The organism is Roseateles cavernae (genome assembly GCF_040187885.1).
In the GTDB taxonomy this organism is placed as follows: Bacteria; Pseudomonadota; Gammaproteobacteria; order Burkholderiales; family Burkholderiaceae_C; genus Roseateles_E; species Roseateles_E cavernae.
In genome coordinates this window covers 30,639-48,689 of the sequence record NZ_JBDPLH010000004.1, presented here as the reverse complement: position 1 = coordinate 48,689, position 18,051 = coordinate 30,639, and the positions used below count along the sequence as shown (strand labels likewise).

The window sequence follows — 18,051 nt, the reverse complement described above, 5'->3', positions numbered from 1 at the left end:
GTGACCACCATCTCAACTGTCGCCAAGGTGATGTTCGAAGTGCTTCCGCACGAGGTCGAGGTAGCGACTCCGAAATGGCGGCCATCAGCATTCGAGCTGCGGCTCGCACAGGCCAGTCTTGCCGCGTTAATGCGGCCAGAGGGACCTGCAGCCGAACCCACCGCAGCAAGTTACCGAAAGCGCATGGCCCAAGTTGGGCTCATCACCGAAGGACGGGCTATCGATTCGATGCGGCTGCAGGCCTTCGTAAAAGATTCGATGACCGGAGCCGTGTTTCAGCGCATCCTCGCCAAGTCTGAACGTGACCTTCGCTGGATTCCTCGCCTACTCGTGAGCTGCCAGTGCGCGGAGAACCCGGCGGCCCGTCACCTCCTTTTCACCAGCCTCATCGAAGCGGCGCCGAAGTACGACACCCCCCTGCTCGACTTCACACCAGCATTTTCCCGCCGTTCACACATGGTCGAGATGGACGCCAAGTTCGCTGCAGCCGGCAAGAAGCTCGTGCAGGAGGCCATCAGGCACGGCGAACGTGTGAAGGTAAGCGACGTCTTGAAGCAGGTCGGATGTTGGACCTCGTTCCGACACCATCCCCATGACTTCCCCAAGCTTCAAGCGTTCGTCGTCTGGCTCAAGGCATCTCCCGCCGGTATGCGCCCGAACTGGGGCCGAGGCGGAACACCCAGAGTCCGGTCCGTGATGCGGAACAAGCTCTAAGTATCCGTCTGACCGCGATTCAGCGGCCATATCTCCCAGCGTTTGGCTAAATCTGCCTCGCTGTACGTCCTTCAAAGGGCGTACAGCAATGAAATGGACAACAGGATTTTCTCGGGACGCGATGGGCGACATGGTGGCGCTGGTCGTCTCGGAGGACGGAAGAGTAAACCCGGTGGCGGCTGAAAAGGACGACTTGAGGCTCGATGTCGACGAATATGGTTCACCGCGCCACTTTCAGCTCAACCCCATAGAGCTTCAGCAGGCGACCTACGCCGAGTACCTCAAGGGGCCGCTGGCGGCCCTGCCTCTACCGCCTGATGGGGCTCATGCCATCTTTCGTGGAAAGGCCGGAGGACGCGACATTCTCATCCCCGCGCAAGCGCTCATCCGCGCACTGTTCGGTGCTCAGAAGTTGCTGCGCCAGTGGCTGTTCCATCCGGCAGGGCTGAGCCTCGCTACTGACCTCTCGGTGAACTATCACCACCCTAACGATTTCCCGTTGAAGGCCACCGTTGCCTGGCTGAACTCATCCACGGACTTGGCCGCCTGCTGGGCGAGCGTCTATCGGAATGCGCGAGAGGGCCGCGTGGGCTTAACGCGGCCAGATGTGATTTGCAACTTCAGCGCCTGGGGCCACGAAATCGAAGACATCTTCCACGTGACCCACCTCATCCTGTATGAGGTCCAAGAGGCCCAAATGACTCGCTACATCCGTCCCAAGAATGGCCGGTGCACTTTTGACCCACGTGCAGCCCTCGTAGCCCCAACCGGCGCTCTGACGGATGCGCAGTGGCGTCTCGTATGCATCGACCTCGCTGAGGCATTCCCTCCCATCGGTGGCAAGCCGGCATTCTCCTTGCGGGAACGGTTCGATATGGTCCTATTCAAGCGCGCCACCAATATCCGGTGGAATGCGCTGAGCTGGTCTGCCGCGGCTATCGCCTCGGCAAGACGGTTCAACAGCCGCTTAAACAAGACAGACCTGTGGGACCGACTGATGACGCGTCTCGGGGAAGCGCTTGAGACGCCTTCGCCTGCGCCGATGCTCAGCAAGGCTTCGCTGAGGAATGAGGCTTCAAACGACGCGGCTCAGGACCACAAGATGACGCCGAACGCGTCAGACCTCCCTGCCCTGTACGTAATTCTTGATGACCGGGACCGTCCGTACTACGAACATCGGCTGGCAGCCTGAACTAGCGCCCCACCGAGTGGTCTGCGACTGTTCAGCCTTGGTCAGCGCTGGAAGGGCGTGGCCGATATATGTTTCGCAAAGCTGCCAATAGCGGTCGAATAGTGACAGCGCAAGGTGTTCCGGCCCCGACGGTGCAGACCCTCGGGGCCTGTTCTGGCGCCTAAGGCCAAGTCCAGAGAAGGCTCGGCGACCTCTGAACCGACGTCAGAACACTCCTACTGCGAACAATGGCCGACATAATCGAATCGGCGTTCTTAGGTTGAGCTATAACGTCGAGTCTGCGCCAATGAAGCGCTCAACAACCTAAGGGGGGAATACATGCCGTACCAGGCCGCAATCCAACGCTCAGACCCTACTGCTTTCCTCTTCATCGTGGACCAGTCTGGCTCCATGGGAGACAAGATGGCCGCGTCTGAGAAGACTAAGGCGCAGTTCGTCGCCGACGTGCTCAATCGCACCCTGATGAACTTGGTCACCCGCTGCACGAAGTCTGACGGCATGCGCGACTACTTTGAAGTAGGCGTTATCGGCTATGGCCAGCATGGAGCAAACAACGCCCTGGCGGGGGAACTTGCTGCGCAGGTTCTGAATCCGATTTCCGCCTTTGAGCGCAGTCCTCTGCGCGTCGAAGAACGCAAACGAAAAGTTGACGATGGCGCGGGCGGTATCATTGAGCAATCGGTGAAGTTCCCCGTGTGGTTTGAGCCTGTCGCCAGTGGCGGAACGCCTATGTGCGCGGCAATCCAACAAGCGGCTGAAGTGCTGGCCGCCTGGTGTGATTCCCACCCCAACAGCTACCCGCCGACCGTCCTGCATGTCACCGACGGCGAATCAACGGATGGAAATCCCGAGAGCCTTGCTTCGACCCTGAAGCAGTTCAGCACCAACGACGGGAACATTCTTCTCCTCAATCTGCATGTCAGCGCACTGGCTGGCAACCCCATCAGCTTCCCTGCAACTGAGTCTGGTCTGCCTGACGAGTTCGCGAAGTTGCTGTTCAGGATGTCGAGTCCCTTGCCGGAGCACCTCATCAAGGTCACCCAGGAGAAAGGACACAAGGTTTCCTTCGAATCTCGTGGCTACGTCTTCAATGCAGAGGCTAGCGAGGTCGTGGACTTCTTCGACATCGGCACTCGGGCGTCTCAGCTCCGCTAGTGCGTGGCCAAGCTGCAAATATCGCTTTACGCCTCGATAGCCAAGGACCCTGAACAGCCCCATCGGAACGAGGACGCTTGGCTGGCAGATGTCGCTGGCCAACGGTGGGCGCTGTCCGATGGAGCTTCGGAGTCCTACGATTCCCGCGCGTGGGCGCAGGCGTTGGTCCAAAAGTACATTGCCGACCCGGGTGTTAGCACAGCGTGGGTGGCCGCGGCCGTGGCGGAGTACACCCGCTCAATAGACTACAGCGCGCTGAGCTGGTCTCGACAAGCTGCGTTCGACAGGGGGAGTTTCGCCACCCTGCTGGGCGTCGAACTCGGTCCCAATGGCACAGACTTCGAAATCCTGGCCATCGGCGACAGCCTGGCTGTTCACGTGCGTGCCGGGGCCTTGCTTGCCAGCTATCCATATCGAACTGCAGATGAGTTCGACCTACGGCCAAACCTCCTGTCGACCCTTGCCCAGGCCAATCAGTTTGTCGGAGAGCCGGACTTCTTCACAGGCAACAGTGACCGAACTTGGACGGTAGTGCCTGGAGACATCGTCTATCTGGTGACCGACGCGGTTGGGCAATGGATTCTCAAGGAGCTGGCATCGACAGATGTTCCGTCATCGCTTAGTGCCCTAGAGAGCCTTCAAACGGAAGCAGACTTCGAGGCGCTGGTGCTCCAGTTGAGACAGGAGCGACGCATGCGGCTAGACGACTCGACCCTTGTCAGATTGGTCGTCGAGCCAAGCTGAATCATCGGAGAAGACTGTGGGCTACCCTAGCATCGAGCAGTACCAGGAGATACTGCAAAACCCGCAAATCGCTTTCACGGACCCCCAACTCGCTCGTGGCCGAATTCGCACGAACGGGATGCTGGGCACTCCCGCAGTGGCGTCCGGCGGCTTCGCGCTGACGTATGGAGTCGAAGTCGACGGCAAGAAGTTTGCAGTTCGCTGCTTCCACCGAGAAGCCAAGGACCTAGAGAAAAGGTACGCAGCGGTCTCCAAGAAGCTCCAGTCCCTTGGGTCCAGCTACTTCGTTGACTTTGAGTATCAAGCGAGAGGCATCAAGGCCAACGGTAGTGTCTTTCCGCTGGTCAAGATGGCCTGGGCATCTGGGGACACGCTGGGCGCTTTCGTTGAAGCCCATCACGCCGACAAAGCCAAGCTGACCAACCTGCGAACTTCGCTGGAACAGCTTGCTCAAGAACTCGAGAAGATGGGCATCGCCCACGGTGACATCCAAGAGGGCAACCTCATGGTGTCCGAACAGGGCCGGCGTCTCCAGCTCATTGACTATGACGGGATGTACGTCCCTGAGCTCGCTTCAATGGGAAGCGCTGAGCTGGGACATCGCGACTTCCAGCACCCTGGGCGAGATGCGAAACGGTACGACTCCAGGCTAGACCGGTTCTCATTTATCGCCCTGAATCTGGCACTGCGGGCCCTGTGTGAGCGCCCGGCCATCTGGAATAGTTCTCAAAGTGGTTCAGGTGTCATTGTCCTTAAGGCCAACGACTTCGCTGACCCGGGCGCGTCGGCCACGCTTGCGGACATTGGGCAGGTCCCAGCACTGCAGCGTGACGCCAAGAACTTCGCAAGCATCTGCCGTGGCGGCTTTCAGGAAATCCCCTCCCTCGCCGAGTTCCTCGCTGGGACGAACATTCCTCAGCAAATTGTGGCTCTGGGAACCTCACGGGAGCCAACGCAGCAGCCAGTCGGATACATCAGCCAGTTCCCCGTCGTCAGCGGCAGCGATTACGCCAAGTTCGCGGCGTTCATTGGGTCCATGGTCGAGCTCGTCGGTCAGGTGACTCAAGTTCGGACTATGCGGACTCGATACGGCAAGCCCATGACCTTCATCAATTTAGGCACCTATCCGGGCTGCGTGTCGCTGACGCTTTGGAGTGACGCACTGGCAACCCACGGCGAGCAACCGGATACGAACTGGAACGGCCGCTGGATTTCTATTCGCGGCCTGGTCGAACCGCCAAACAAGAAGCAAAAGCACCCTGCGGCGTTCATCCAAGTCTCGAGCCTTTCGCAAATTCATCGGCTCACTGAGAAGGATGCCAAGTACCGCTTGAACTCCAAAGGCGCACCCGCAGGTCAGACCTCATCCCGCGCAACCAGCAACGCTGAACTGTTGGCGGGCATGCAGACCAGACCATCACAATCTGTCGCCGGCTCGCGCAGCACAACGACAGCCCGAGGACGAGGCTCCGCACCGGCACCAGCGCCGGCGGCACCCATGACGGCAAATCAACGTGTTCTGGAGGCAATGCGACAGCAATCGGCGGCGGCAGGGGCACCCGCCCAGCGCCCCTCCTCGTCTGCACCGCAAGGCTCGGCACACTCGCCGCATAGGCAAACGCACACGCCGCCTCCGACACCGACAAAAAGCGTGCCGGGCTGGGTATGGGTAGTGGGTGCAATCGTGGCGTTCTCGTTGCTACGCGCATTGCTGCGCAACTGATGGGCGGAAGCGTCTAGGGAAAGAGTCGTCGGCCAATCTCAAAGATGCCCGCCATGGGAAGCGAACGAACCGGCTCGAGCAGTTCCTCAGTGTCCGTGCGAATCCAGCTCACGCCATCAGTCCTCACGGCCTGCAGAACGGGGCTGAAGTCATAAGCAGCATGACACTTGAACTTGCCGCCACCCCGGATGAGTGCGGCCATCGTGCTGTGATTGCCGTTAGACACCCAGACTATTGGCCATGGCTTCCAAGCGATACCGAAATGGTTCCGGTCTTGCCGCCAGGGGCCCCACTCTCGCTTCGGGCCTAGACCCTGGAGCGCTTTGACAAGTCGCCAGCGCTCCCACGGCGAAGGAAAAACGGCTGCATCGTTAAGGTCGACGGACAGCGTTCGGGAAACCTTTTTCGTCAGCGAGGCGCGTGTATCCCCCGCTGAGTTCAGGGGCAGTGACTCATCCCACAGCAAGTCGTCGGCATCCCAAGCTGGCTTGTGGAATTCGCGGGCATCCATGACCAGCGTCTCGATGGCTCGCGCCCTTATGACCTGGGACAGTGCTACCGCCAGTCCTCGAAGCGCATGCTTGCCGTTCGCCTGGGCCGAGTCGATTGACCATAGCATTGACGTCCATTGCTGGCGCTGTGTGAGACGGCCCGATTGCGGGAGCTGTGGATACGGAATTCGCTCCGGCAGCTTTCTAGCTGGGAACGTCTCGGACAAGTTCTTAAGCAGGGTGTCAAGGCTCTTTGGAAGCACAGTATTCATAGGATAAGTCTGGTGCTCCGCTCAATGACAGGTCTGCCATGCTTGCCTGCGTTGTCGACAAGTCTTCGGTGGCATGGAGTCGGGCTCAGCCCAGAGGCCTCGCTTGGCTGCCTGAGCTTCTGATTGCAGGCGCCGATAGCGCTCACGGTCAGCTGGAGCATCTTCGGGTGAGTAGTCCTCCGGGTACCAGGCTAGCCCCTCCGAAAGCATCAGGTCCGCGGAATCTTGACCGTCACTTGTCTTCAGCCGACAAACACGGCGCTCGTACCGGTCAACCTTGTAACAATCGACGGAACTGCCGCGGGTAGCGAGCTCGCGAAGACGCACCCTAGCAAGTCGCCAATAGGCTTGGCCTGTTTCCGGCGTGTCGATGCTGGCAACGCGTACCGCGAATTGAGAAGCGAAACCAGACGCTGGTTTGCAAGTGAACGTGTCGCCATCGTGGTGATTGGATGTCTCGGCGCATTTGACCCAGTTGCTCCGTGTGTCCGATACATGCAAGCAGCCTCCAGCGAAGAAGGCCACGAACAACGCCAGAACTGGACCTTGCCAATCGTATAAGCGTCTCACGGACTGCCTGCTCAGCCGTTTGGCCGCTTGGTGTCTGTCTGCTCGGCCAATAGCTGCCGCAGAGGTGGCTTGAGGTCCCACAGTTGTTGTCCGCGTGTTGGTTCAACAGCCTTGGCCGGCCAAGCAGAGACCGCGTGCCGGAACCAGTCCGGGACGGACTGGAATCGCGGCTCAGTCAATTTCGCCTTTAGCCAAAGGACTGTCTCGTCCACAGTCCCGTAGGGGTGTCCGCGTTCGGAAAAAAGCTCTTTCAGGATATCTTCGTGAGCCATGTCGGCCGGAAAAGTCGTTCGCCTGAAGTGGACTTCGAATGCCCAATCCACGTGCAACTCAACCAATGCTGTAGCTGGTTCGCCCAAAGCTGCCAAGCAATGAATGCAGTCGAGCATCCAAGCCATGTTCATATCGGCGCTGATTGCGACCGTCGATTCCGCGCAGCCTATCTTGTGCTTGAGAAAATTCCGGACATCGTTCAATCGTGAAGTGCCCATTGCTCGGAGCGCCAATTCGGTAGCATCCAAGTGCGTTTCAGGGGGTTGCACTCCCATTGCTCGCGCATGAGCAGCCACCAGCCCTTTCAATACCTCTTGGGCCGCGCCAATCAAAGAGTGAATTGGCCCCGGGTGTGCGTTCAGAAGGAACAGGCAGATGGCTGTGTCGAGCTGGACCTTCGCGGCTTCAAGCGCGGTCACTTGGACAGGGGTGTAAACATTCTTCATGAAGTCGTAGACGCTTGACAGGCCTAGAGCATGCTCAGTGGTCCCCAATGGGTACGTCAATACGGTCTCGAGCTACGCAATAGCCGTCCTTGATGATGTAGCACTCAACGAAATGAGGCCCTTGAAATGACGTGCGCTCAATCTTCTCAAGGCGGCCACCGTCACTGACGATTTCACCCCGAATCTGATTCTTGTTCTCAGCAAGCTGCCCGACGTTCCGGACCTTCCAAAACACCTCATACGGCTTGGGAGCGTCGCAGGAGACCACATAGAACCGCAAGCTACGATTCAGTTGTAGCCAGAAAAACTTGCTCTCAAGCCAGCGAATGCGCGCTTCGTTCTGTCCTTCTCTGGACACGTCGCAGTCGATATCCACGTCATAGCGGATGTCTAGCGGGAACTTGTCCTCTATGAACTCCTCGGTTTGTCGGAAAGTCGCAGACTGCTGATACGACTTCTCCACCGACATAGCAGGGAAGAATCGCGTGCCAAAGACTTCGCGCCACAGCTTTTCCTTCTTCTTATCTGTGTCGGCATCCAAGGCTTCCTGGCACTTAGCGGCAGCATTCTTGGCCTTGCGTTGGAACTTACCGGGGCTGGGAACCCGTTGATTGCTACCTGGCGCCAACCAGTAGTCCTGCGATGGCAAATTTGCCAGGAACGCGAACACCTCTCGAACGAGTGTCGGATAGCTGGCGTACGACTTCGAATCGAAGTCTGCATTTCCCTTGAAGAAGTTGTACGCCAAAGTGTCAATGAGCATCCCACTCATCGGAGCCCCATGCGCGTCTTTCCAAGCACGAAGCATCTTGCAGACGCGCTTAAGGTTTCGGTTCGAGGTCTTGTTTCGTTCGTTGACGGCGCCAATCTCATGACGCGGTTTGCACTTCGGCCAAGACCCTTCATCATGGGTGTCGCCGTAGGTGTACGAGTCGTCCTCCGCGTTGTAAAAGGCTGGCAGGACCTCGACACGAAACTTGTCGAACTCCACCACAACAACCTGGCCATCCCCGCTCATCTTGGTCTTGGGATAGCGAACCTCAAGGCATCGCTTGACCTCCTGCAGCATCTGCGAAGGACCATTCCCCTTAACTTTCTTAAAGCGGTCCAGCTCCTTAGCGGGCAATTCAAAGACCATGTCAAGGTCGCTAACGCCGTGAATGGCTGTGCACCTGCCATAAGAGCCGACTTGCAGGCAATGCTGCGAGTCTGACTCAAGGCCATCCCAGTAATCCTTGTTCAGCCGCTTCGTTATCTCCCGATACGAGGTTGAGATATCCGCCTCGTTCTGGACGGCAAGGTTCTTCCGGAACTGTTCGAAATGACTTCTGCTCATTGTTTGACAGCCTCCTTGGTCGCCGTCGATGCGGCAGCATCAAGTGAACAAGTGACGCGCATAGACGCAACTGCACCCATCACAACCAAGAGGGCAACAGCAAGATATGCCGAGAGCGGAATCTTGTCCCGCAACAAGCGGAAGGGGCGTGCCTCGTCAATCCAGTCGATTTGCGCCTGCCAGAAGAACTTGAAGTGTGCGTACCAGTCAGACAGGAAAATCTGCTTACTGATGCAGCAGGTAAGTGCGTCGGCCCGAATCTTCTGGGCTTGCTGCACATATGCGCTCACATCAGCACCATCCGGCGCGCTCTTAACAGTTCGGTACAGCGCGTGGAGGTCGTGGAAGCCCTGCGTCAATTTTTTACCGCAGTCTTCGTAGCGTTGCTTCTCTGCGCCATACATGCCGATGTAGAGCGAGATGACCCCAAAGACGACAAACACAGCAGAGACGTGGGTGAGCGACCAGAAGGGGACAAAGAGCCCATAAATGCCTCCAACCATGGAGACAAACCCTAGCCAGCCCGGCCCCTTCTCGATGATGTCGAAGGTGGCGAAGTGCTTCTTGGCGCCAAAGCCAACGTCATACCCAGCGATGGCGATGTACTTCAGGAGTTCTTGTTTATTCATGCTTTCTCCGGAGGAACTGCTCAATACGGAAATGCGGTGCCAAAGACTTCTCGGTACTTGTTCTTTGCCGACCAGTCATGCCCGTGCCCTTGATACGAAATGGCATCCAGAACGCGGAGCTCAGCTTGTCGGGCCTTGTAGTGAAAGCCTCCCCCGTACACCCAGGAACCGCTGCCGGGTGCCAGCCAGTAGGACTGATTGCTTGGCAAGTTGGTGAGGAAGTTGAAGAAGTCTCGCGCAAGAAAGTCGTAGTACAGGTAGGACTTGGTCTTATGCGCCCATGTGTCAATGAATTGGTACGCCAGGGTGTCAATGAGCATGCCGCTCATCGGCACTTGATTGGCGTCACGCCATGCGCGTGCCATGCGTGCGAGCTCGGCCAAGTTCCCGTTGCAGTCCAGATTCCTGGCTGCAAAAGCGGTCATCTCTTGTTTGGGCTTGCAGGTCTTCCATGAGCCGCCACTATTCGAGTCCCCAAAGGTGTACCCCCCGCCCTGATTCTGAAACGAGGGGAGAACCTCAAACTTCACGCCGTCAGCGAACTCAACGACAACAACTTGCCCGTCCCCACCAATCTTGGTGCTGGGGTAGGTCTTCAAGATGGAACCACGGACTTCCGACAACAAGGCCGACTGCCCGTTTCCGATGTACTGGTCGTATTGCGCGTGCTTTGAGGGCGGCATCTCATACAACAGGTCCACATCGCTTACTGACGGAATCGCCGTACCACGGCCATACGACCCGACATAGAACCGATAGGCCGAGTCGGAGCTGAGCGAGCGCATGTCCCAGTTGAGCTGAGCGACGATTCGCTTGGTGCGGCCCGCAATCGTCGAGCGTTGGTCTGCCCCAATTCGTAGATTTCCGCAGAAATCTGAAAACCACTCCCCTACCCCCATCCTGTCACTCCCCTTTGAGATTGGCACTGGCCAAATAGTTGCGCCGTTAGTTTTTATGAGTTCAAGTGCCCAGGTAGCGCTCGTAGACGCGCCCCGTGCGAGCCGCAAACAGGCCTGCAATCAACAACAGAATTGCCACGGCGTAACCAAACGCGCTCTCAGGCATCCAGACGCTGAGGTAGCCCGGCAGCACCTCAGACAGCGCGACCTCGGCGCGGGCAGCACCACCCAGCGCGTTCACGGCCGATGCGGCTGTAGTAGCCGCCTGACCGACAAGGCCCGCGACCAGGAGGAAGCCGCCAGCACGCACCAGCGCAGCCCCAAGCGTGACGAGGCGCCTTGGCTTGGAGATGAAGTAATCGGTCAGGCGTTCCAGCATGGTCGACCTACTTCTTTTCCTTGCGGACGCCCTTAAACGGCGTCTTGTCGGACTTCACATCCATGAAGCGCCCCGTCTGCGTGTCCCGCTTGACGTAGTGCCCGGAGGGCGTGACGGTCTGGCTGCGCTCACGCACAGCTCCGATTCGGTGCCCGTCGCCGGGCGGGTTGTTCTTTGCCATTGCGACCTAATGTTTCTTTTGAGTGAAGTGTATCTAATCAAAATGATTAGGCAAGAGAATTTTTTTGGAGCCATTAGGTCGCAGCATCGCCTATGATGCTTAGATGGCAGAAAACCTAGACCGGCGAACGCAGTTCCTTGCCGACTTGACCAAGACGCAACGGGAACGGCTATCGCACATTGACTTCAAGCTGTACTTCCTGGGAGAGCTCCGTCGAGCAGACGTTGTTGACCGCTTCGGCACAGGCCCTGCCGGCGCTACGCGGGACATTGCGCTCTACCGGGAAATCGCACCTGAGAACCTCGAACTGGACAGCTCGGATAAGGTCTACCGGCCAACTCCGGTCTTCAAGCCGCTGTTCGAGCACAACCCTCGTCGAGTGCTCACAGCACTGACACAGGGCTATGGCGAAGGTCTAGGCGAACTGCTGGGCGACGAGGCGCAGCCCATGCTGCGATGCGAGGTTCCAAGCGCGCTGAGCCTGCCGAAAATGTCTGTGTTGGCCCCCATCACTCGCGCAATACATCGGGGCAAAGCAGTAAGGCTCGGCTACACATCCATTGACAGTGGGCATACAGAACGTGAGCTGGTTCCGTTGGCCCTTGTGGACATCGGCATCCGCTGGCACGTCAGAGCCTTCGACCGCAGGCACAAACAGTTCCGCGACTTCGTCTTCACGCGAATGGACGAACCCACGGTGCTTGAGGGCAGCGCCGTGCAAAGAGACGAAACAGCAGAGTTCGATGTGCAGTGGAGCCGCATCATTGAACTGGAGCTCGTGCCACATCCGGAACATCCCCGGCCGGAAATCGTGAAGATGGACTACGCCTTCCCTGCGGACGGCGTTCTCCAAGTCCGCGTCAGAGCAGCCAATGCGGGTTACATGCTTCGGCGTTGGACAGTAGATTGCTCGGCAGACCATCATCTGCGCGGTCTCGAGTACGCCCTCTGGCTACGCGACCCGCTCGCGCTCTACGGTGCAAGCAACGCGCAGTTGGCTCCTGGCTACCAAGACCCAAGGTCCGACAGAGAGATTAGGGCGCTCTGAGCGACTGCACACGCTCGGTGGGTCACGGTTTCCAGCGGTCAATTGACGCCCCAGATGCCTCCGAGTTCCTCGTCCATCCAGGTTGCGCGGGAGGCATCCCCGGTGTCGCCGTACTGGGCGGCCGGCCAAAGTTATGAAAAATTAAAGTGCCTCTCAATAATTATTGAACTCTCCAATAATTTTTCATAAAGGCTGTTCGGCGCTCCTTCCGAGGCTGATGTGCCGCGAGGTCAGCAACGCAGGCTTTGACTCCGTCCGAGGCCCACGCTGAATCTTGCGGAACCGGACGTAGACTGAAGTCCCAACATTCTCAGGATTCTCAATGGTCACGAGCATTTCCAAACTTCATGCCCAAATCGCCAAGTTGCAAAAGCAGGCTGACGATTTAAAGCAATCAGCCATGAAGCGTGTGCAACGTGAAATTGAATTGCACGGCCTAACCGCCGAAGACCTTTTCGGCGCCGGCAAATCCGTCGAAAGGGGACGCAAGGCCTCTGCCGTTAAGAAGGCAAAGCCAACAGGTGCGACCACTCCACGGGCTCCAAAATATGGCGACAAGGCGGGCAATAGTTGGGGTGGGATGGGCAAGCGCCCGCAGTGGTTGAAGGATGCGCTTGACGGCGGCGCGACGCTCGAGAGCTTCTTGCTCTCCGGAGAGACCAGCAAGTCTTCGAAGCAGAAGACAGCGGCAGCCAAGCCGGAAGTCGCTGGCAGAGCTACGACGAAGGGCGCGGCCAAGCGCAAGGTGGTAGCGAAGAGGGCCTCGGCCAAACCGGTCGCCAAACCAGCGGTCAAAGCCAGCGTAACGCGCAAGCTGAAGCCAAAGCTCAAGCGCGCAACCGCGAAGCCAGTGGAAGCTGCGGCGGAGTGAAGATATGGCGTCGGCCAGCCTGGATTGATGCCGGTATGGCCGCCCGCGGCGAACCTGGTTTGGCCAAGCTGGTCAACAGGAGTTCAGGCGAAGTCGATGTTTGAACCGCAGCCTTCGTTCGACGGGGACAAGCCCAGAATCGAGCTTCGAGACTGGGGCGCGTTTGCCCTCTTGGTGCCTGGGCTCGGTCTGCCCTCGCTGCATATCGTCGGCACGAACCAGGCCACTGGTCGTAGCCGAATCTCTTCAGCAGTCACGGCTGTGCACATTTCCAAGCAACTCGTCGCGACCCAGTCCCGGGCGTACTACTTGGCCGGTGACCCTGGGCCTGTCGACCAACGTATCGCTGTGCTCAGCGCGCTAGCGAAGGCTTGGCGTGCCGAAATGCTCGGGGACATGACGCGGACGCTGTTCACACCGGAACGCTTCGCAGCAAGCCACTTGGAGCTAGCACCGCTTTTCCTTCATTAGGCTCTGATGACGGGCATGCCTCGGCAATGCGCGACGTCCATGCTCCTGGGCTGCGAAACAGAAGGCGCTGGCCACCTTTGACCGACACACTTGTCCTCATTGACCGGCTAGCCGGTCGCAACCAAAAGCGGCTCTGCAGCCTAAGCCGACTTCCCGTGCCTGGTGAATGCTAGCCAGCGCGTGCGTACAAAGTGGTCAACGGCAACCGGCACAGCTGGTCAACACTGCAGGAATCCGCACTCACCACCACGCGGGCTTCACGTAAGGTTTTCGAAGCGCCAGCATCGCTTTCGTTAGTAGGCCGGGATGGAATCCGACATCGACTTCACACAAGATTTGATGGCCGGCCGCATCCCACTCCGACTCGACAAGGCTCTCACCGCTCAGTTGGTCGTCCAAAATCAGAATCGGCTCTCCGCGGTGGTTGACTTCAAGCCATTTCGAAATGGCGTCATGCCTCGAGACGCCACGGTTCTGAGGCGCAGCCCAATTCGGGTGAAGAGCCTCGGCGACTGCTCCAAGCCCGGTACGCCGGAAGACTTCGACGAAATGCTGGCGGTCCATGATGGCCAACCAGCTCGAGGTGAGAACGACCTGAGGCCGGCACGCCGACATCAATTCTTGCATTGCGACTACTGCGGGCGGGTGAAACAGCTTCTCCCATAGGTCTTTCGGCGCCTCTGCGGGGTGCCAGAGTGCGCCTCGTGCGTGATAGCCACCAAAAGGTTGGGAGAGACATAGAACGTCGTCAATATCGAGAAGAAGCAACCCGCGCCGGGGTGATAGGTCTACTGCTTGCATGCGAAAAGAGCCTACTCAAGTTAAATCCGATGGTTGGAGATGTACGAGATGACCCGCCAATGGACCGTCGTCTCGGTAGAACCTTGAGCTGCGAAATTCGACATCCCAGGCGTCATGGCTTACGGGACCGAGGCACTATGGAAAACGCCGTAGAAACATTCGCACCCTCTCGCCCACGGTAACGACGACCCGTTTTGCGCCGGTGACCGACTCTCCGGCATCTGGCCGTTCAACCGAGAGCTGGGCCCATTCAATGGTTCCAGAGTGCCGGTCTATTTGGCATTCGAAGTTCTGTCCCCTCCGAACACTGTCAAACCCGTTGACCAAGCCTGGTGTTCGCGGTGTAAGCGCCAGAATTCGACCATCGCCGAGGCGAATATGAGCGACCTGGATGGCCGTCAGCACCTCGAACACTCTGCCCACAGCCGATTTGGCATCAACTTTTAGCTCATCAGTATCTTGAGCTTCGTCACCCATCTCGAAGCCGAGTTGCTCCAGACACGATGCGGCGGCCCGTACGTCGGCATCCGAACGCCACCTCTCCCTCGTCAGGGCGGACAAAGCATCGAGTGTTGAGCCAGGCGTGGCTTCAAGGTTGACCAGTCGCGCGTCTTGGAACACCTCACGCAGAGCTTCGAGCGCTATAGCCTGCGCCTCCGCTTTCGTTTCAGCTGACCTAACGAACTCCCCGACGAATACCGCCGGCCGGCGTCTGAAACATTTGGCGTACTCGCAGCCCGCCTGCGACAAGAGCGAGAGAAGACGGTCTGAGGGCATGGGCCTTTGCACGGGCGCGCAGACGGACACTCGGAAGTCTGTACGTGCCACTGGCGGTTGTGACGGCCCCACCGGCTCGGCATCGAGCGGTTGGTCCGAGACATTTTCTAGGTCAAAGCTGCCAAGCGTCGGCCATTCAAAGTCGCCAATCAGTGCGCCTGGGATTGCCTTCTGGATGGCGCTGAACGCATCCCGAAGGGCTGCCTCGCCCGAGGATGCCCAGATGTCGAATGGAAGAGAGAAGCTCAGGCCTGGGCCGCCCCGTCCGTTAAACGGCTCGGCGCCAATGCAGCCAGCGTCCGCCAGCTCCGACATGAGGGCCTCGCTGGTTGGTGGTGCATCTTTGAAAATCACTTCCGCGACCAAATGGAATCGGAACTGCCATCGTCGGTCGTAGGCTGCCTCTTCATTGACTACATTGCACCCTTGGCCTTCGAGAGACATCTGTTTGACGAGTTCCTCTGGCGCATAGTGGCCTTCGACACGAGCCCGTTCAACCGCCACTCGCGCGGCCTCAATCAGCGCGCGCTGGCGGCGGTTGTCGGGCTCAAACTTCATCGCGAACCACCTTCAAAGTCTCGTCGAGGCGCTCGAGAACTTCCGCCTCGCGCACGCCTTGATTCGGGTTGCAGAGCACCAAGCGCAGCCGCGCCACGGGTTCGTCAGGCCAGCCGTCGTCCTCGTCATCGAGAGCTACCCAGTTGGAAAGTCCGTGCTTGGCCACGTACCGTTGAATCACGCCATGACTTGTGTTCACCTTCCTCACCCAGTCGAGCGTGATGTACCGGTACTTGTCGTCGCACTTGCCGTCAACGCGGCTCCACAGCCAGGGGGGCGCAAGCTCAGGAAGTAGCTCACCACGCCTGAGCATCGTGGCGGAGGTTCTGAGAACAAAGGAGAGGTTCCATTTTTCAGCGAGCGGCCGAAGAGCTTCGGCCCAGACAAACGGCAAAACAGGCGGAGGTGCTTCGCGCCGAAAGTTGTACTCGACGCCAACCGGATGGAGAACGCCATCCAAGTTGAGGAAGCAGGTCGGACGACCGTTGCGCGCTTCCACGCTTTATAGGTCCGGCCCAGCTGTAGGGTAAACGCGTCGGTAGGGCTCGAAGGCTCCCTTGTGTGTCGACGGTGTGCACCCTACAACAACGGACGGCGCATTGCTGAACCGAAGAAGGAACGACTTTGAGACGCTCGACTCGAAGACTTCCTCGACAACGCCGTAGGTTGCCGCATCCGATGAAATACCAATGGGAGCCAGGAAAGCGGAGAGCTTGGCCGCCCGTCCCGCGATGAACCCGACTGCCGCACCAAGGTCGATGAAGGCTCGTCGCTCGGGGCAATTTGCGCTCTGGAGCACCCCGCCCAAGTCGACCAGAAAAAGATGGTGAATGGAGTCCAGGCGGATGCCCTCCGTCGGAAAAGCAGTTGAGTCCACGTTCATCTGAGCCCTTCATAGGCGCATCTGTCGGCGCCGTATCGCATTGGTCAAGGTTGGACGAAATCTGCGCTGAAACGCGCTTCGTCGGCGTCACAATGATATCCAACGACAGTATATCCAAAAGCAGTAGATTCAAAGCAAGTAGACGAATGGGAAGAGTCGCCTAACCATCTGACGATGGAAGAAAATAAGGCGCCAATGGACGCGGAACTGCGTGCCATCCTGGCGGAGAACGTTGCACGCATTCGGAAAAAACAGAACCTGTCCCAAGAGGTTCTGGCGGCTCAGGCGGGCTTCCATCGTTCGTATGTTTCCCAAATCGAGCAAAGACGCAAAAACATCAGCCTAGAGAGCCTGGCCAAGCTGGCTGTGGCCCTCGATGTCCAGGCGCACCTGCTTTTGAAGCGCGTGTCGGCGCCGACGAACGCGCCCGAGGACTGAATGGACCGCGCCGGACAGCGATTTCCAGCCAACCGTTGACCATTCGACTGAGACAGTCAAGACGTCTCCAGCGATGGCTAACCCCCGGCTCGCTAGACGCTTGACGGCGGATTGGCTCACGGGAGGGTCCGTGTTGGAGGCATTGATTGAGATTTGACTGCCGCAGTGCCTACCGAGATGACGTCTGAATTGGCGAGCCGGGGGGTACGAAAATTGGGAGCAGGTTGACAGTTCGAATAGGCTCACCGGCCAACCCAATTGCGCGAAAATCGCTGCTGAAAATTGAGGCGCCGGCCATCCTAATTGGGCGGTCAACTTTCAGCCGAAGGCGATTTTTGGGGCGTTCTCATAGGAAAAATGGCTCCGAATCGGCGGCGGCCGAGTCAATTACCGCAAACCAGATCGCCGCCTGCTCACCCAGGCTCAGCGCCACCAGCACGCCGGCGGCCCGGGGGTCCGGGACATCGCGCTGGATCGCATCGCGCAGGCGCTGGCGCCAGCGGTCGATGCGCCAGGCGCCACCGGCCTCCAGCAGCCGATGGCCGCCGGGCCGCAGCACGCCGGTGGCGCGCAGCCCCTGCTCGAACAGCCAGAGCTCGTAGTCGAAGGCATGGGGGTTGGAGAGGCCGTGCGGGCGGCGCAGCCGCACCAGCAGCTGCCAGTGGTCGCCGGCCCGCCAGTCGGGCAGCGGCGCCCCGGCCTGGGCATAGGCACTCAGCAGCAGGCGCGGCGGCACCTGAGGCTGGGCGCTGCGCTGCGGGTCCTCGGCCCGCTCGACCATGAAGACGAAGCGCCGCCCCGGCAGGCCGCCCTGGCCCTGCACCGCCTGCGGCAGCGAGGCGATGCGGCCGCTAAGCAGCAGATCACGCCCCTCCCAGGCGGCCGGCAAGGCCTGATCGAGCCGCTGCTGGGCCCGCCAGGCGCCCTGGCCGAAAGCCAGCAGGCCCAGGCTCAGCGCCAGCAGCAGACCGCGCGGCCAGGCCCGGCCTCGGGGTCGCAGCAGCGCGAGCCCGGCCAGGGCCGCTGCGAGCAGCAGCACGGCCGCCAGCTCGCGCGCCTCGGGCAGGCGCGCGCACTGCTGCAGCGCCGCCAGGCCGGTCAGCCAGGCCAGCAGCGCCAGAACGGCCGAATGCGGCGTGCGCCATGCGTGATGCATCCGCTTCCTCCCTGGAAGCTCGGTGTAGGATTCGCGCCAACTTT

General features: G+C 59.2%; 20 protein-coding genes. 8 read left to right on the top strand and 12 right to left on the bottom strand.

Going from position 1 to position 18,051, the window contains the following annotated elements:
• The 5 genes from ABGI63_RS13710 (at window position 1) to ABGI63_RS13690 (ending at window position 5,528) form a co-directional block, all read left to right on the top strand.
• Complete coding sequence (locus ABGI63_RS13710; RefSeq protein ID WP_349742952.1) at window positions 1-714, top strand: hypothetical protein; 714 nt, start codon at window positions 1-3, stop codon at window positions 712-714.
• An 88-nt stretch (window positions 715-802) separates the two neighbouring features.
• On the top strand, window positions 803-1,906 hold the full coding sequence (locus tag ABGI63_RS13705) for a hypothetical protein (protein WP_349742951.1): 1,104 nt from the start codon (window positions 803-805) through the stop codon (window positions 1,904-1,906).
• A 390-nt stretch (window positions 1,907-2,296) separates the two neighbouring features.
• A complete protein-coding gene (locus ABGI63_RS13700) occupies window positions 2,297-3,061 on the top strand; it encodes a vWA domain-containing protein (protein WP_349742950.1) in 765 nt (254 codons plus the stop codon).
• Window positions 3,062-3,064: 3 nt separating this feature from the next.
• Window positions 3,065-3,805, top strand: coding sequence for a hypothetical protein (locus ABGI63_RS13695; RefSeq protein ID WP_349742949.1), 741 nt, complete (start codon window positions 3,065-3,067; stop codon window positions 3,803-3,805).
• A 16-nt stretch (window positions 3,806-3,821) separates the two neighbouring features.
• On the top strand, window positions 3,822-5,528 hold the full coding sequence (locus ABGI63_RS13690; protein WP_349742948.1) for a hypothetical protein: 1,707 nt from the start codon (window positions 3,822-3,824) through the stop codon (window positions 5,526-5,528).
• 13 nt (window positions 5,529-5,541) lie between these two features.
• On the opposite strand, the gene ABGI63_RS13685 is transcribed toward ABGI63_RS13690, so the two are convergent.
• The 8 genes from ABGI63_RS13685 to ABGI63_RS13655 form a co-directional block, all read right to left on the bottom strand.
• Window positions 5,542-6,291, bottom strand: a complete 750-nt coding sequence (locus ABGI63_RS13685; RefSeq protein ID WP_349742947.1) for a DUF6710 family protein — start codon at window positions 6,289-6,291, stop codon at window positions 5,542-5,544.
• A gap of 21 nt (window positions 6,292-6,312) precedes the next feature.
• Entirely contained in the window at window positions 6,313-6,816 is a 504-nt protein-coding gene (locus ABGI63_RS25885; RefSeq protein ID WP_432767421.1) for a thermonuclease family protein, read from the bottom strand.
• Window positions 6,817-6,872: 56 nt separating this feature from the next.
• Entirely contained in the window at window positions 6,873-7,580 is a 708-nt protein-coding gene (locus ABGI63_RS13680; RefSeq protein ID WP_349742946.1) for a hypothetical protein, read from the bottom strand.
• A 34-nt stretch (window positions 7,581-7,614) separates the two neighbouring features.
• Complete coding sequence (locus tag ABGI63_RS13675) at window positions 7,615-8,916, bottom strand: nucleotide-binding domain-containing protein (protein WP_349742945.1); 1,302 nt, start codon at window positions 8,914-8,916, stop codon at window positions 7,615-7,617.
• The gene (locus tag ABGI63_RS13670) at window positions 8,913-9,545 is read right to left on the bottom strand and encodes an SLATT domain-containing protein (RefSeq protein ID WP_349742944.1); all 633 of its coding nucleotides are present in this window, start codon (window positions 9,543-9,545) and stop codon (window positions 8,913-8,915) included. The genes ABGI63_RS13675 and ABGI63_RS13670 overlap by 4 nt, the downstream gene beginning before the upstream one ends.
• Before the next feature lie 20 nt (window positions 9,546-9,565).
• A complete protein-coding gene (locus ABGI63_RS13665; RefSeq protein WP_349742943.1) occupies window positions 9,566-10,444 on the bottom strand; it encodes an SMODS domain-containing nucleotidyltransferase in 879 nt (292 codons plus the stop codon).
• Between the two features lie 61 nt (window positions 10,445-10,505).
• Complete coding sequence (locus ABGI63_RS13660) at window positions 10,506-10,823, bottom strand: hypothetical protein (RefSeq protein ID WP_349742942.1); 318 nt, start codon at window positions 10,821-10,823, stop codon at window positions 10,506-10,508.
• A gap of 7 nt (window positions 10,824-10,830) precedes the next feature.
• On the bottom strand, window positions 10,831-11,004 hold the full coding sequence (locus ABGI63_RS13655) for a hypothetical protein (protein ID WP_349742941.1): 174 nt from the start codon (window positions 11,002-11,004) through the stop codon (window positions 10,831-10,833).
• A 103-nt stretch (window positions 11,005-11,107) separates the two neighbouring features.
• Between ABGI63_RS13655 and ABGI63_RS13650 the strand changes: the two genes are divergently transcribed.
• Both ABGI63_RS13650 and ABGI63_RS13645 read left to right on the top strand, forming a co-directional pair.
• A complete protein-coding gene (locus ABGI63_RS13650) occupies window positions 11,108-12,052 on the top strand; it encodes a WYL domain-containing protein (protein WP_349742940.1) in 945 nt (314 codons plus the stop codon).
• A gap of 322 nt (window positions 12,053-12,374) precedes the next feature.
• Window positions 12,375-12,923 (top strand): H-NS histone family protein, encoded by a 549-nt coding sequence (locus ABGI63_RS13645; protein ID WP_349742939.1) that lies wholly within the window; start codon window positions 12,375-12,377, stop codon window positions 12,921-12,923.
• A gap of 711 nt (window positions 12,924-13,634) precedes the next feature.
• On the opposite strand, the gene ABGI63_RS13640 is transcribed toward ABGI63_RS13645, so the two are convergent.
• From ABGI63_RS13640 to ABGI63_RS13630, 3 genes are all read right to left on the bottom strand, one after another.
• On the bottom strand, window positions 13,635-14,195 hold the full coding sequence (locus ABGI63_RS13640; RefSeq protein ID WP_349742938.1) for an HAD domain-containing protein: 561 nt from the start codon (window positions 14,193-14,195) through the stop codon (window positions 13,635-13,637).
• Between the two features lie 135 nt (window positions 14,196-14,330).
• The gene (locus ABGI63_RS13635) at window positions 14,331-15,530 is read right to left on the bottom strand and encodes a hypothetical protein (RefSeq protein WP_349742937.1); all 1,200 of its coding nucleotides are present in this window, start codon (window positions 15,528-15,530) and stop codon (window positions 14,331-14,333) included.
• Entirely contained in the window at window positions 15,520-16,029 is a 510-nt protein-coding gene (locus tag ABGI63_RS13630; protein ID WP_349742936.1) for an HAD domain-containing protein, read from the bottom strand. Before ABGI63_RS13630 ends, ABGI63_RS13635 begins: the two co-directional genes overlap by 11 nt.
• A gap of 558 nt (window positions 16,030-16,587) precedes the next feature.
• On the opposite strand from ABGI63_RS13630, the gene ABGI63_RS13625 reads away from it, so the two are divergent.
• Entirely contained in the window at window positions 16,588-16,851 is a 264-nt protein-coding gene (locus ABGI63_RS13625) for a helix-turn-helix domain-containing protein (protein WP_349742935.1), read from the top strand.
• Between the two features lie 346 nt (window positions 16,852-17,197).
• Here ABGI63_RS13625 and ABGI63_RS13620 read toward each other — a convergent pair whose 3' ends face one another.
• Window positions 17,198-18,007: a ComEC/Rec2 family competence protein gene (locus tag ABGI63_RS13620; protein WP_349742934.1), complete on the bottom strand. Its 810-nt coding sequence runs from the start codon at window positions 18,005-18,007 to the stop codon at window positions 17,198-17,200.
• Window positions 18,008-18,051 lie beyond the last annotated feature (44 nt).